This is a genomic window from Streptomyces calvus (genome assembly GCF_006782915.1).
In the GTDB taxonomy this organism is placed as follows: Bacteria; Actinomycetota; Actinomycetes; order Streptomycetales; family Streptomycetaceae; genus Streptomyces; species Streptomyces calvus.
Genome location: NZ_VCNP01000031.1, coordinates 78,134 through 92,556, shown reverse-complemented (window position 1 = coordinate 92,556; position 14,423 = coordinate 78,134). Strand labels below are relative to the sequence as shown.

Sequence of the window (14,423 nt, the reverse complement as noted above, 5' to 3'; positions counted from 1 at the left end):
TGCCCTCGCTCGAGCATGGACGACCAGACCATCTCTGACCTGGCTTTTTGGGCCACATCAAAGGGTCTGTCCCCGTGCACAGTGGGGGGCCGGTACGCGCGTAGTGAGTCCGAGCCCTCGGAAGGACCCCCTCTTGGCCGCCTCGCGCAACGCCTCGACCGCGAATACGAACAACGGCGCCAGCACCGCCCCGCTGCGCATCTCCTTTGCAAAGATCAAGGAGCCCCTCGAGGTTCCGAACCTTCTCGCGCTGCAGACCGAGAGCTTTGACTGGCTGCTCGGCAACGACGCGTGGAAGGCTCGCGTCGAGGAGGCTCTCGAGAACGGGCAGGACGTCCCCACCAAGTCCGGTCTGGAGGAGATCTTCGAAGAGATCTCCCCGATCGAGGACTTCTCCGGGTCGATGTCGCTGACCTTCCGCGACCACCGCTTCGAGCCGCCTAAGAACTCCATCGACGAGTGCAAGGAGCGCGACTTCACGTACGCCGCCCCGCTCTTCGTCACCGCCGAGTTCACCAACAACGAGACCGGCGAGATCAAGTCCCAGACCGTCTTCATGGGCGACTTCCCGCTCATGACGAACAAGGGCACCTTCGTCATCAACGGCACCGAGCGTGTCGTCGTCTCCCAGCTGGTGCGCTCGCCGGGCGTCTACTTCGACTCCAGCATCGACAAGACGTCCGACAAGGACATCTTCTCCGCCAAGATCATCCCGTCCCGGGGTGCCTGGCTGGAGATGGAGATCGACAAGCGCGACATGGTCGGCGTCCGCATCGACCGCAAGCGCAAGCAGTCCGTCACCGTCCTCCTGAAGGCGCTCGGCTGGACCACCGAGCAGATCCTCGAGGAGTTCGGCGAGTACGAGTCCATGCGCGCCACCCTGGAGAAGGACCACACCCAGGGCCAGGACGACGCGCTGCTCGACATCTACCGCAAGCTGCGTCCGGGCGAGCCGCCCACCCGCGAGGCCGCGCAGACGCTGCTCGAGAACCTGTACTTCAACCCCAAGCGCTACGACCTCGCCAAGGTCGGCCGCTACAAGGTGAACAAGAAGCTCGGCGGGGACGAGCCGCTGGACGCCGGCGTGCTCACCACCGACGACATCATCGCCACCATCAAGTACCTGGTGAAGCTGCACGCCGGTGAGACCGAGACGGTCGGCGAGTCCGGTCGCTCGATCATGGTCGAGACCGACGACATCGACCACTTCGGCAACCGCCGCATCCGCAACGTCGGCGAGCTGATCCAGAACCAGGTCCGTACGGGTCTCGCCCGTATGGAGCGCGTCGTGCGCGAGCGCATGACCACCCAGGACGTCGAGGCGATCACGCCGCAGACCCTGATCAACATCCGGCCGGTCGTCGCCTCCATCAAGGAGTTCTTCGGCACCAGCCAGCTGTCGCAGTTCATGGACCAGAACAACCCGCTGTCGGGTCTGACGCACAAGCGTCGTCTCAACGCGCTCGGCCCGGGTGGTCTCTCCCGTGAGCGGGCCGGCTTCGAGGTCCGTGACGTGCACCCCTCGCACTACGGCCGCATGTGCCCGATCGAGACACCCGAAGGCCCGAACATCGGTCTGATCGGCTCGCTCGCCTCGTACGGCCGGATCAACCCGTTCGGCTTCATCGAGACGCCGTACCGCAAGGTCGTCGACGGCCAGGTCACCGACGAGGTCGACTACCTGACCGCCGACGAAGAGGACCGCTTCGTCATCGCGCAGGCCAACGCCACGCTCAACGACGAGATGCGCTTCGTCGAGAACCGCATCCTGGTCCGCCGCCGCGGCGGCGAGGTCGACTACGTCCCCGGCGACGACGTCGACTACATGGACGTCTCGCCGCGCCAGATGGTGTCGGTCGCGACCGCCATGATCCCGTTCCTCGAGCACGACGACGCCAACCGTGCCCTCATGGGCGCGAACATGATGCGTCAGGCCGTGCCGCTGATCCGCTCCGAGTCCCCGCTCGTCGGCACCGGCATGGAGTACCGCTCCGCCGTCGACGCCGGCGACGTGGTCAAGGCCGAGAAGGCGGGTGTGGTCCAGGAGGTCTCCGCGGACTACATCACCACCGCCAACGACGACGGCACGTACATCACGTACCGCCTGGCCAAGTTCGCCCGCTCCAACCAGGGCACCTCGGTCAACCAGAAGGTCATCGTCAACGAGGGCGACCGCGTCATCGAGGGCCAGGTCCTCGCCGACGGTCCGGCCACCCAGAACGGCGAGATGGCGCTGGGCAAGAACCTGCTGGTCGCGTTCATGCCGTGGGAGGGTCACAACTACGAGGACGCGATCATCCTGTCGCAGCGCCTCGTGCAGGACGACGTCCTCTCCTCGATCCACATCGAGGAGCACGAGGTCGACGCCCGTGACACCAAGCTCGGCCCCGAGGAGATCACCCGGGACATCCCGAACGTCTCCGAGGAGGTCCTCGCCGACCTCGACGAGCGCGGCATCATCCGCATCGGTGCCGAGGTCATCGCCGGCGACATCCTCGTCGGCAAGGTGACCCCGAAGGGTGAGACCGAGCTGACCCCCGAGGAGCGCCTGCTGCGCGCGATCTTCGGTGAGAAGGCCCGTGAGGTCCGTGACACCTCGCTGAAGGTGCCGCACGGCGAGACCGGCAAGGTCATCGGCGTCCGCGTCTTCGACCGCGAGGAGGGCGACGAGCTGCCGCCGGGCGTGAACCAGCTGGTCCGCGTCTACGTCGCGCAGAAGCGCAAGATCACCGACGGTGACAAGCTCGCCGGCCGTCACGGCAACAAGGGCGTCATCTCCAAGATCCTGCCGATCGAGGACATGCCGTTCCTGGAGGACGGCACCCCGGTCGACATCATCCTCAACCCGCTGGGTGTGCCGTCCCGAATGAACCCGGGACAGGTCCTGGAGATCCACCTCGGCTGGCTCGCCAGCCAGGGCTGGGACGTCTCCGGCCTCGCCGACGAGTGGGCGCAGCGCCTCCAGGCGATCGGCGCGGACCGGGTCGAGCCCCGTACCAACGTGGCCACCCCGGTCTTCGACGGCGCCCGCGAGGACGAGCTCGCCGGCCTGCTGGAGCACACCATCCCCAACCGCGACGGCGACCGCATGGTCCTCCCGTCCGGCAAGGCGCGGCTGTTCGACGGTCGCTCGGGTGAGCCGTTCCCGGACCCGATCTCCGTCGGCTACATGTACATCCTCAAGCTGCACCACCTGGTCGACGACAAGCTGCACGCCCGTTCGACCGGTCCGTACTCCATGATCACCCAGCAGCCGCTGGGTGGTAAGGCTCAGTTCGGTGGCCAGCGGTTCGGCGAGATGGAGGTGTGGGCACTCGAGGCGTACGGCGCCGCCTACGCGCTCCAGGAGCTGCTGACCATCAAGTCCGACGACGTCACCGGCCGCGTGAAGGTCTACGAGGCCATCGTCAAGGGCGAGAACATCCCCGAGCCCGGCATCCCCGAGTCCTTCAAGGTGCTCATCAAGGAGATGCAGTCCCTGTGCCTGAACGTGGAGGTGCTGTCCAGCGACGGTATGTCCATCGAGATGCGCGACACCGACGAGGACGTCTTCCGCGCTGCGGAGGAGCTTGGCATCGACCTGTCCCGGCGCGAGCCGAGCAGCGTCGAAGAGGTCTGACGGGAGTCCGGCGGCCTTCCTCATGAAGGCCGCCGGCCCCAGGACCCCCGTATCAGACCCCATGACTTACAACCCTGAGAGGGATTGACGCATAGTGCTCGACGTCAACTTCTTCGACGAGCTCCGGATCGGTCTGGCCACCGCTGACGACATCCGTCAGTGGAGCCACGGCGAGGTCAAGAAGCCCGAGACGATCAACTACCGCACGCTCAAGCCCGAAAAGGACGGACTCTTCTGCGAGAAGATCTTCGGTCCGACCCGGGACTGGGAGTGCTACTGCGGCAAGTACAAGCGCGTCCGCTTCAAGGGCATCATCTGCGAGCGCTGTGGCGTCGAGGTCACGCGCGCCAAGGTGCGCCGTGAGCGGATGGGCCACATCGAGCTCGCCGCGCCCGTCACCCACATTTGGTACTTCAAGGGCGTTCCGTCGCGTCTGGGCTACCTGCTCGACCTCGCCCCGAAGGACCTGGAGAAGGTCATCTACTTCGCGGCGTACATGATCACGTACGTCGACGAGGAGCGCCGCACCCGCGACCTGCCCTCGCTGGAGGCCCACGTCTCCGTCGAGCGCCAGCAGATCGAGAACCGCCGCGACGCCGACCTCGAGGCCCGCGCCAAGAAGCTCGAGACCGACCTGGCCGAGCTGGAGGCCGAGGGCGCCAAGGCCGACGTGCGCCGCAAGGTGCGCGAGGGTGCCGAGCGTGAGATGAAGCAGCTGCGCGACCGTGCGCAGCGCGAGATCGACCGTCTCGACGAGGTGTGGAACCGGTTCAAGAACCTCAAGGTCCAGGACCTGGAGGGCGACGAGCTGCTCTACCGCGAGCTGCGCGACCGCTTCGGCACGTACTTCGACGGCTCGATGGGTGCCGCGGCGCTGCAGAAGCGCCTGGAGTCCTTCGACCTCGAGGAGGAGGCCGAGAAGCTCCGCGAGATCATCCGCACCGGCAAGGGCCAGAAGAAGACCCGTGCGCTCAAGCGGCTGAAGGTCGTCTCCGCGTTCCTGCAGACGTCCAACAGCCCCAAGGGCATGGTCCTCGACTGCGTGCCGGTCATCCCGCCGGACCTGCGTCCGATGGTGCAGCTGGACGGTGGCCGCTTCGCGACCTCCGACCTGAACGACCTGTACCGCCGTGTCATCAACCGCAACAACCGCCTGAAGCGGCTTCTCGACCTCGGCGCGCCCGAGATCATCGTGAACAACGAGAAGCGCATGCTCCAGGAGGCCGTCGACGCGCTCTTCGACAACGGCCGCCGCGGCCGCCCGGTGACGGGCCCCGGCAACCGTCCGCTGAAGTCGCTGTCCGACATGCTCAAGGGCAAGCAGGGCCGCTTCCGTCAGAACCTGCTCGGCAAGCGCGTGGACTACTCCGCGCGTTCCGTGATCGTCGTCGGTCCGCAGCTGAAGCTGCACCAGTGCGGTCTGCCGAAGGCGATGGCGCTGGAGCTGTTCAAGCCGTTCGTGATGAAGCGCCTGGTCGACCTGAACCACGCGCAGAACATCAAGAGCGCCAAGCGCATGGTCGAGCGCGGCCGCACGGTCGTGTACGACGTGCTGGAAGAGGTCATCGCGGAGCACCCGGTTCTGCTGAACCGTGCGCCCACGCTGCACCGCCTCGGCATCCAGGCCTTCGAGCCGCAGCTGGTCGAGGGCAAGGCCATTCAGATCCACCCGCTCGTCTGCACCGCGTTCAACGCGGACTTCGACGGTGACCAGATGGCCGTGCACCTGCCGCTGTCCGCGGAGGCGCAGGCCGAGGCCCGCATCCTGATGCTGTCCTCGAACAACATCCTCAAGCCGGCCGACGGCCGTCCGGTGACGATGCCGACCCAGGACATGGTCCTCGGTCTGTTCTTCCTCACCACCGACGGCGAGATGCGCGACCTCAAGGGCGAGGGCCGTTCCTTCGCCTCGGTCGCCGAGGCGATCATGGCCTTCGACGCGGGCGAGCTGTCGCTCCAGTCGAAGATCGACATCCGCTTCCCGGTCGGCACCATCCCGCCGCGCGGCTGGACCCCGCCGGCGCGCGAGGAAGGGGACGACGGCGTCGGGGAGCGGGCGTGGCAGCAGGGTGACAGCTTCCGGCTGAACACCACCCTGGGCCGTGCGCTCTTCAACGAGCTGCTGCCCGAGGACTACCCGTTCGTCGACTACGAGGTCGGCAAGAAGCAGCTCTCGGAGATCGTCAACGACCTCGCCGAGCGCTACCCGAAGGTCATCGTGGCGGCGACGCTCGACAACCTGAAGGCGTCCGGCTTCTACTGGGCCACCCGTTCCGGCGTCACCGTCGCCATCTCCGACGTCGTCGTTCCCGAGGCGAAGAAGGAGATCGTCCGCGGCTACGAGGCGCAGGACGAGAAGGTCCAGAAGCAGTACGAGCGCGGTCTGATCACCAAGGACGAGCGCACGCAGGAGCTCATCGCGATCTGGACCAAGGCGACCAACGAGGTCGCCGAGGCGATGAACGACAACTTCCCGAAGACCAACCCGATCTTCATGATGGTGAACTCGGGTGCACGAGGCAACATGATGCAGATGCGTCAGATCGCCGGTATGCGTGGTCTGGTGTCGAACGCGAAGAACGAGACGATCCCGCGTCCGATCAAGGCGTCGTTCCGTGAGGGTCTGTCCGTGCTGGAGTACTTCATCTCCACGCACGGTGCCCGTAAGGGTCTGGCGGACACCGCTCTGCGTACCGCCGACTCGGGTTACCTCACCCGTCGTCTGGTCGACGTCTCCCAGGACGTCATCATCCGCGAGGAGGACTGCGGCACCGACCGCGGTCTGCGCCTCAAGATCGCCAGCCGCGACGCGGACGGCGTGCTGCGCAAGGAAGGCGACGTCGAGACGTCGGTGTACGCGCGCTGCCTCGCCGAGGACATCGTGGTCGACGGTCAGGTGCTGGCCCCGGCCGGTACCGACCTGGGCGACGTCCTCATCGAGGAGCTCGTCTCCCGCGGCGTCGAGGAGGTCAAGACCCGCTCGGTCCTGACCTGCGAGTCCGCCGTCGGCACCTGCGCGATGTGCTACGGCCGTTCGCTGGCCACCGGCAAGCTGGTCGACATCGGTGAGGCGGTCGGCATCATCGCCGCCCAGTCCATCGGTGAGCCCGGTACCCAGCTGACGATGCGTACCTTCCACACCGGTGGTGTGGCCGGTGACGACATCACCCAGGGTCTGCCGCGTGTCGTCGAGCTCTTCGAGGCCCGTACCCCGAAGGGTGTCGCCCCGATCTCCGAGGCCTCCGGCCGCGTGCGGATCGAGGAGACCGAGAAGACGAAGAAGATCGTCGTCACTCCGGACGACGGCAGCGACGAGACGGCGTACCCGATCTCCAAGCGCGCCAAGGTCCTGGTCTCCGAGGGCGAGCACGTCGAGGTGGGCCAGCAGCTCACCGTGGGTGCCACCAACCCGCACGACGTGCTGCGCATCCTGGGTCAGCGTGCCGTCCAGGTCCACCTGGTCGGCGAGGTCCAGAAGGTCTACAACTCGCAGGGTGTGTCGATCCACGACAAGCACATCGAGATCATCATCCGGCAGATGCTCCGCCGTGTGACGATCATCGAGTCGGGCGACGCGGAGCTGCTGCCCGGCGAGCTGGTCGAGCGCTCGAAGTTCGAGACCGAGAACCGTCGTGTGGTCCAGGAGGGCGGTCACCCGGCCTCCGGTCGTCCGCAGCTGATGGGTATCACCAAGGCCTCGCTGGCGACGGAGTCCTGGCTGTCGGCCGCCTCCTTCCAGGAGACGACCCGAGTCCTGACGGACGCGGCGATCAACGCCAAGTCCGACAGCCTCATCGGCCTCAAGGAGAACGTCATCATCGGTAAGCTCATCCCGGCCGGTACGGGTCTGTCCCGCTACCGCAACATCCGGGTCGAGCCGACCGAGGAGGCCAAGGCCGCGATGTACTCGGCCGTCGGCTACGACGACATCGACTACTCGCCGTTCGGCACGGGCTCCGGCCAGGCCGTTCCGCTGGAGGACTACGACTACGGTCCGTACAACCAGTAGGCGGGCAGCATGACGCACTGAAGGGCGGCCACTCCGTACGGGGTGGCCGCCCTTCGGCGTGCGCGGACCGGCTTCCTTAAGGGCACGCGGGCCCCGCGTCCGGCGGGACGTCAGCGGGCCGGCCGCAGGTACGGCTCCAGGGCGCGCAGGCGCGTGTAGTTGTCCGGGTGGGAGGAGAGCAGCTTCGCCAGTCCACCGGGCTCCTTCAGCCGCTTGCCCTGCGCGGCCGCGTACGCCTTCGCCGCGTCCTCCTCGGCCTGGAAGTGGTGCAGCACCTGGGTGAGTTCGGGCGCGAAACCGAGGGCCGCGGCGGCCTGGTCGGCGCGCAGCTCGCCCTGCCGGCCCGCGTAGGCGAGCAGGTAGGGCGCGACCACCAGGGGAATGGTGATGTACCAGGCGACGAGGAAACCGGCCACCACGACCATCCCCATGAAGAGGATCAGCAGGCCGGTCGCCAGGAACGAGAAGACCTGGGAGACGGCGAGCGCGATCCGGACGACCCACCGGGTCAGCGCCCAGGCGATGCGGCCGGGCAGCGAGTACCAGTAACCGAGCAGTCCGGCCCAGGCGTGCCCGCCGGTGTGGTGGCCCAGCTCGTGGGCGAGCACGGCGGCGAGGTTGCTGCTCGGGATCCGGTTCAGGGCGTACGTGGTGACGCTGACGACGTGACCGGCCGCCGCGCTCGCGTTCAGCTCGGTGCTGTTCTCGATCATCAGCTCGTACGTGTCGCCCTCGATGCCGGCGCGGGCGGTGACCTCGCGCCAGATGGGTTCCAGGCGGGCCCGCTCCTCGGCCAGCGGCGCCCGCAGCTTGAGCACCCGGCGCGCGAAGAGCAGTTCGGTGGGCCGGTGGAAGACCAGGGCGCCGGACGCCAGCCAGGCCAGCAGGGCCAGCCAGCCGAGGACCGTGCCGAACATCGCGAAGGAGACGGCCGCGACCACGCCGAGGCTCACCAGGAAGCTCGGGACCTGCGTCGCGAGCTGGCCTATGGCGGTGGCGTCCGCGCCCCGCTGGTGGTGGGCCACGTGGATCCGGGAGCCCTGGTGGCGGTAGTCGAGGTCGTCCGGCGCGACGACGGGATGCGGCATGAACGGAGCGGGCTGCGGGGGAGCGCCGGGGGGCTGGTGGGGGAGGGCGGCTCCCGGGTGCTGCGGGGAGGGGCCCGGGTACGGGGGGGGGTGGGGGGGCGGAGGGATGAGGCGGGGGTGTGGGTGTGGGGTACGCAGGGGGCGTCGTGTGCGGCGGAGCCGCTGTGGAGGGCCCGGCGGTCGCGTAGGGCGGAACGGTCGGGTGTGGGTGTGGGTGTGGGTGTGGGTACTGCGGTGCCGTGGCGTGCGGTGGGGTGGGTGCGGGCGGCGGGGTGGTGGGGTGTGCGGGCGCGGTCGGGTACGGCGGGGGTGACGGGTACGGCGGTGGTGGTGTCGGGGTCGCGTGTGAGGGGGCGGTCGTCGGGTACGGCGGTGGCGCCTGGCCGGCGGGCGGTGGCGCGGTGTGCGGGTGGGGCGGCTGCGGACGGGGCGGTGGGGTGGTGGTGCCGCCCGGGTACGGGGGTGGGGGAGCGGAGGGGGTGGTGGTGCCCGGGTACGGGGGCGCCGGGTGGGTGGGCGGCTCCGGGTGTGCGGGGCCTGGCGGCTGGGCCATGACGGGTGGTTCTCCTTCGGGTACGGGGGACGTCAGCCGGCGAGCAGCGCGGTGGGCAGCAGGGCGGTACCGGTGCAGAAGGCGATGAGGCCGGCGCGGATCCACTGGTGCTTGCGGGTCGCGATGCGGCTGGTCTCGGTGAGGGCCGCCATGAAGGCGGCGGCGGGATCGTGGTCGGTGGCGGCGAGCGCGTCGGCGAGCCGGCCCGCACGGACCGCCTGCTGGATGTCGCCGAAGTAGCACAGCGGCGTGCCCGGCACCCAGGAGCCGCTGCGGAAGCGGGGCAGGACGGCGAAGAGCAGCGCGAACAGCGAGAGGGCCAGCGCCGAGGCCCCGGCCCACCACAGGGCGGTCCCGGCGCCGGACAGCGCCGACGGCGTCCACTCCCGTCCGGCCAGCAGGCCGCTGAACACCCCGGCCGTCATGCCGAGCGCCGCGACCAGCACGGCCGCCTTGCTGTCGGCCCGGGCTATCTCGCTGCGCAGCTCGCCCAGCAGGCGCTCGGCGGCCGGTGCGGCGGGCGTCGGCGTGGGCGGCGTCGGCGTGGGCGTGCCGGGCGGGAGGAAACCCGGGGTGCTCATGACGTACGGCCGTCGGGCACGGCCGGCGTGGGCGGCGTGGCCGGAGCCGGCGGCACGGGCGAGGGCGGCACCGCGGGTGCGGGCGGTGCTGCGGGTGCGGGCGGTGCGGGTACGGCCGGGGACGGGCCGGCCGGGGACGGGTCGGCCGCCGCCTGGGGCGGGGCCGGGAAGGAGCGGTGCGGATCGTCCCGGGGCGGCTGCGGGTCGGCCGGGCGGCCGTGGGGGGCCGCGGGCGGCTGCGGCGCACCCGTGTACGGTGCCGGGCCCGGACCCGGGTGGTGCGGCGGTTGGCCGGCCGACGGTGGGTGCCCCGGGTGCCCCAGGTGCCCCGGGTGCTCCGGGTGCTCCGCGTGCGGCGGCCCCGGCGGGATGTGGGGCCGGCCGGAGCCCGGGTCGAGGGCCGGCTGGTCCGGCGGCGGTGGCGCCTGCTGCTCGATCAGCTCGTTGACCGCGCGCAGGGTCGAACGGGCGGCCTCCGCACGCTGGTAGTCCTCCAGCGCGTCACCGGCGATCAGCTCCAGCTCGCTCCTGATGGCGGACAACTGCTCCTTCTGCAGCGAGCCGACGGCCAGTCGCGTGTCCTCCGGGTGCTGGGCCAGGTGCAGGGCCCAGGCGCCGGCCCCGCCGTACTGGAGCCAGGACCGGTAGAAGTGGATCTTCTCGGTCATCAGCGCGTGCGACTGCTGCTGGCGCAGCGCCTCCAGCTCGTACTCCTGCCGGGCCTGCTGCAGCCGGAGCTGGTGTTCCGGACCGAGCGCCTCCGACTCGTAGCGCAGGTGGCGCAGCCGCCGCCGGTGCGCGATCGCCTCGTCGTCGAGCCGCAGCCGTACGGCACAGGTCACGGCGAGGCCGATGCCCGCGGCGAGCCCGCCCGCCGCGACCGCCTGCTGGACCGCGCTCTCCGCGGCCGGACTGTCCTCGATGGCGAAGCGGCGGCTGACCGGCCGCGCGAACTGCTGGAGCTCGCTCGTCAGCCGCGTCGGCACGTCCCGCTCGCCGCTCGCCACGTACGCGACCGGGTCCGTGACCCGCCAGGTCAGGTCCGCCGTCGCGCCGAAGGAGAACGCGTCGTCGTCACTGGGCAGCGTCAGTTCCAGCTGGACCGGGTGGCTGCCCATGTCGACCTCGTAGACCGACGTGTACCTGCGGGACGAGGCATCGGTGCGGCTCGGCCGGTGCGGCGGGACGAAGACGTCGTACGAGCCCTTCGCGGTGACGAACACCAGGGCGTGGTCGATCGCCGTGACCGAGCGGCGGCCCGTGTAGTCGAACCGCGAGATGGGCCGCACGGTCAGGACCGGGTCGATCAGCGTGCTGTGCCGGTGGGCGTCCTGCTGCCACTCCGGCGGACGGCGGAAGTCCGCCATGGTTCTGCTCCTCAATGGCTCCGTGGGGCGGTTTCGGTGGTGCGGGTGAGTACGTCGAGCAGCCGGTCGGCGACCGGCGGGCGCGGCCCGCCGTCCGGAGCCCGCAGCGTGTGCAGTTCGTGGCGCAGCCGCTTGTGGTCGTCGGCGGTCACGACCAGCGCCGGCAGCAGCAGTTCCAGGGCCTGGGCCGCGTCCGCGCGGCGCGCGGCGACCCGCACCCAGGTGTGCAGGGCGTCCAGCGCGGCCCGGGTGTGCGCACGGTCGCCGAGGGCGGTGCGCCACAGGGTGGCGAGGTCACGGGCCGCGTCCGCCTCGTACATGCCGGATTCGGCGTACCAGCCGACGAGCGCGCCCTCCTCCGCGTTGTCGCAGGCCCGGACGAAGGCGGCCAGCGCCAGGGCGCGGACCGGCGCCGTGTCGTGGTGCAGCAGCCGCACCAACTCCGCGAGCATCTCGCCGCGGCGCTGTCCGACGGAGAGCAGCAGCGCCGTGGACTCCACCAGGTTGTCGGCCTCCGCCTTGCCGCTGCTGCCGGTGCGGGCGCGGGCGGCCAGCGCGCTCAGCGCCGGGCTGGCCAGGTCGGGGCGGAGCGGCGCGAGCAGGCCCAGGGCGCGGATCGCGGTCCAGCGGCGGGCCCAGTGGCCGTCCGTGCACCACTGGGTGAGCAGCCGCAGCACCACGGGCGCCTCGAGGAGCTGGGCCAGGGTGAGGGCGTTGGCGGCGGTGACCCGGGGACCGAAGGACTTGGAGACGGCCCAGCCGTTGATCAGCAGGGCCACCGCCGACGGCAGGTCGGCCCGCGCGAGCAGCGCGGCGGCCGCCGCGGCCCGGGTCCGCACCACCGGACGCCCGTCGCGGGCCAGCTCCCGGAGCCAGGCGACCAGCGCGGGACGGGCGGACGGATGGCCCGTCCACACCTCGGTGAGCAGCACCCCGGGCGTGCCCTCCTTGCGGAAGTACGCCGTGAACTGCGGCACCGGCCCCCACTCGGTGTCCTCGTCCCGGATCTCGCCGACGGCCCGCGCCCGGTCCAGCCGGGTGTCGGCGGACAGCCCGAACACCGGGATCTCCGGCGGCTGTTCGGGATGCTGCAGCCGCTGGAAGTGCACGAAGAGCCGGTCCGCGAGTTCGGCGGCCAGCACGTACGGCGCCCGGTCGAACACGGCGAGGGAGATCAGGAACGCCTTGTCCCGCAGCGAGGTGTCGGGATCGCTCAGCCACTCCCGGCACTGCTGCTCGACCGCGGCCTGCCCGAAGTCCACGAGCCGCGCCGTGGCGTCGTCGCTCCCGTCGTGCGCGGCCAGCAGCTTCGCGAACGCGGCGGTCTCGGCCGGCCGGTGGGCGCCGCGCGCCAGGAAGTCCCGCACCGGGGAGAGCGCGAGGAGGTCCTCCGCGTCCGCGTCGCGCCGGCCGGTCAGATGGGCGCGCAGCACGGCGGCCGGGTCCGGCGGCACCCACTCCGACGGTGTCGCCCCGAGCAGGAACGGCGAGTTCTCGACGGTCACCACCAGATACCCGTCCACCTTGCGCAACTGGTCGCGGGCCGCGTACAGATGCGTCTCGCGCAGCGGCCGGTTGCGGCTGAGCGGCAGGTCGCGCAGGACGTGGCCGCCGGGCGAGGTGAGCCGGCCGGCCAGTTCGGCGGGGCTCGTCTCGGCGGAGAGCGAGTACACCGCGGGGACGCCCAGACGGTGCAGCAGCATCAGCGCGGCGGTGTGCCGGCCGGTGGCGTGGGCGCCCGCGAGGACCAGGACGCGTTCCTCGCGCAGGCGTTCCAGCGCGGCGGCGAAGGCGGGGCCGTCGACGAAGACCGCTGCCAGCTCGTCCAGCAGCGCGCCCGGGATCTCCCCGGAGGCGTGCACCGCGGGCGCCGCCGGACCGTGGTGGTGGATCTCCGTACGGCCCATGAACACGTCACGGGCGACACCGCCGGAGACACCGTGCTGGGCGCCGCCCACCAGGCTGCCGCCGATGGACGCGGCCTGGTTGAGGATGAACCCCGGGGTGTGCGCGACGAGTTCGCGCTGCGCCGCGCGCGCCTCCTCGGTGCGCTCCTGCTCCTCCTCGGGGAGGGCGGCGGCCTCGTCGTCCGGCCGCGGATCGTGGGGCGGCGCGCCGTCGGCGGAGGGCGTCTGCGCCGGGAGCGCCGTCACGCCGACCCACCCCCGGAACCGCCCAGGTGCACGTCGCCCGCGACCCGGCCGCCGGAGACACCGTGCTGGTCACCGCCGACGAGGCTGCCGCCGAAGCTGGGCGAGCCGCCGTTGAACTGGAAGACGACACCGCCGGGCGATGCGGCCGGCTCCGCCGCGGGCGGCGGCGTCTTCGGTTCCGGCCCCGCCGCGGGCACCGGCGGCGTCTTCGGTGCCGGCCCCTCCGCGGGCGTCGGCGGCGTCTTCGGTCCCGGCACCGGGTGCTCCCCCGAATCGGCACCCGGTGCCGGAACCTCCCCCGTTTCACCGTGGTCGTCGTGGCCGCGCGGCACCGGCCCGTGCAGCCAGGCCCGCAGCGTGCCGTTCTTGCTGTCCACCGTCACCGGGTGGAAGTCCGCCGCCGGGACACCGGGGTGGTCGTGCCGTACGACACCGGCGTACAGGGCGTCCGAGACGCACAGCGCGAAGTCGTCGGCGCGTTCCCGCAGCGCCGCGCGCAGCAGCCCGGCGTCCAGCAGCCGGCAGGCGTGGTTCAGATCGGAGCCGACCCAGCCGTCGTGCCGGTCGACGGCCACGTAACCCGTCGCCACCACGCCGCGCAGCCGCATCTGGGCCGAGCGCGAGGCCATGCGGTTGACGGCCCGCAGTTCCGTCGGCACCTCGCTGAGCAGCGTCCGCAGCAGCGCCGTGACCGGGGCGTTGGCGTCGATGAGCTCCATCACGGAGTCCCCGCGGTCCGCCCGCATCCGCTGCGTCTCCTCGATGCCCGCGCGCTCCAGGACGCGGTCGGTGACGTCGTAGAGCATGCGCCGCAGATACGCCTGCTCGATGTCGTCACGGTCGCTGAACCTCTCGATGTCCAGCAGCAGGATCGTGCGGCTCACGGGGTCGGTCATGATCGCCCTTCGAACGGTGGGGGGTGGCCGTGCAGGGCAGCAGAGTGACGGGAGCGGGCCGCGGGGTGTGAGGGCAGATGACGCAGTAGAAGTGTGACCGTGTGTACAGAAGGCGGAAGGCGGGAGGCAGGAGGCGGAGTAGGAAGGCGGCAGGCAG

General features: G+C 70.8%; 7 protein-coding genes. 2 read left to right on the top strand and 5 right to left on the bottom strand.

The features are described 5' to 3' along the window. Window positions 1-133: 133 nt before the first annotated feature. Together rpoB and FGW31_RS13765 are read left to right on the top strand one after the other, a co-directional pair. A complete protein-coding gene (rpoB, locus tag FGW31_RS13770) occupies window positions 134-3,619 on the top strand; it encodes a DNA-directed RNA polymerase subunit beta (protein ID WP_142193705.1) in 3,486 nt (1,161 codons plus the stop codon). Window positions 3,620-3,713: 94 nt separating this feature from the next. Then, the gene (locus tag FGW31_RS13765; RefSeq protein WP_142193704.1) at window positions 3,714-7,628 is read left to right on the top strand and encodes a DNA-directed RNA polymerase subunit beta'; all 3,915 of its coding nucleotides are present in this window, start codon (window positions 3,714-3,716) and stop codon (window positions 7,626-7,628) included. A gap of 110 nt (window positions 7,629-7,738) precedes the next feature. On the opposite strand, the gene FGW31_RS13760 is transcribed toward FGW31_RS13765, so the two are convergent. From FGW31_RS13760 to FGW31_RS13740, 5 genes are all read right to left on the bottom strand, one after another. Then, complete coding sequence (locus tag FGW31_RS13760) at window positions 7,739-8,716, bottom strand: M48 family metalloprotease (protein ID WP_142193703.1); 978 nt, start codon at window positions 8,714-8,716, stop codon at window positions 7,739-7,741. A gap of 585 nt (window positions 8,717-9,301) precedes the next feature. Then, window positions 9,302-9,850: a Pycsar system effector family protein gene (locus FGW31_RS13755; RefSeq protein WP_142193702.1), complete on the bottom strand. Its 549-nt coding sequence runs from the start codon at window positions 9,848-9,850 to the stop codon at window positions 9,302-9,304. Continuing rightward, a complete protein-coding gene (locus FGW31_RS13750) occupies window positions 9,847-11,217 on the bottom strand; it encodes a PE-PGRS family protein (RefSeq protein ID WP_142193701.1) in 1,371 nt (456 codons plus the stop codon). Before FGW31_RS13750 ends, FGW31_RS13755 begins: the two co-directional genes overlap by 4 nt. A gap of 11 nt (window positions 11,218-11,228) precedes the next feature. Further along, window positions 11,229-13,370: a hypothetical protein gene (locus tag FGW31_RS13745; RefSeq protein ID WP_142193700.1), complete on the bottom strand. Its 2,142-nt coding sequence runs from the start codon at window positions 13,368-13,370 to the stop codon at window positions 11,229-11,231. Next, entirely contained in the window at window positions 13,367-14,266 is a 900-nt protein-coding gene (locus FGW31_RS13740) for a hypothetical protein (protein ID WP_142193724.1), read from the bottom strand. Before FGW31_RS13740 ends, FGW31_RS13745 begins: the two co-directional genes overlap by 4 nt. Window positions 14,267-14,423 lie beyond the last annotated feature (157 nt).

What these genes read in the sequence shown, in the direction of transcription:
- FGW31_RS13760 (WP_142193703.1), bottom strand. Translation starts at nt 8,716, where the DNA reads ATGCCGCATCCCGTCGTCGCGCCGGACGACCTCGACTACCGCCACCAG.
- FGW31_RS13755 (WP_142193702.1), bottom strand. Translation starts at nt 9,850, where the DNA reads ATGAGCACCCCGGGTTTCCTCCCGCCCGGCACGCCCACGCCGACGCCG.
- FGW31_RS13750 (WP_142193701.1), bottom strand. Translation starts at nt 11,217, where the DNA reads ATGGCGGACTTCCGCCGTCCGCCGGAGTGGCAGCAGGACGCCCACCGG.
- FGW31_RS13740 (WP_142193724.1), bottom strand. Translation starts at nt 14,266, where the DNA reads ATGACCGACCCCGTGAGCCGCACGATCCTGCTGCTGGACATCGAGAGG.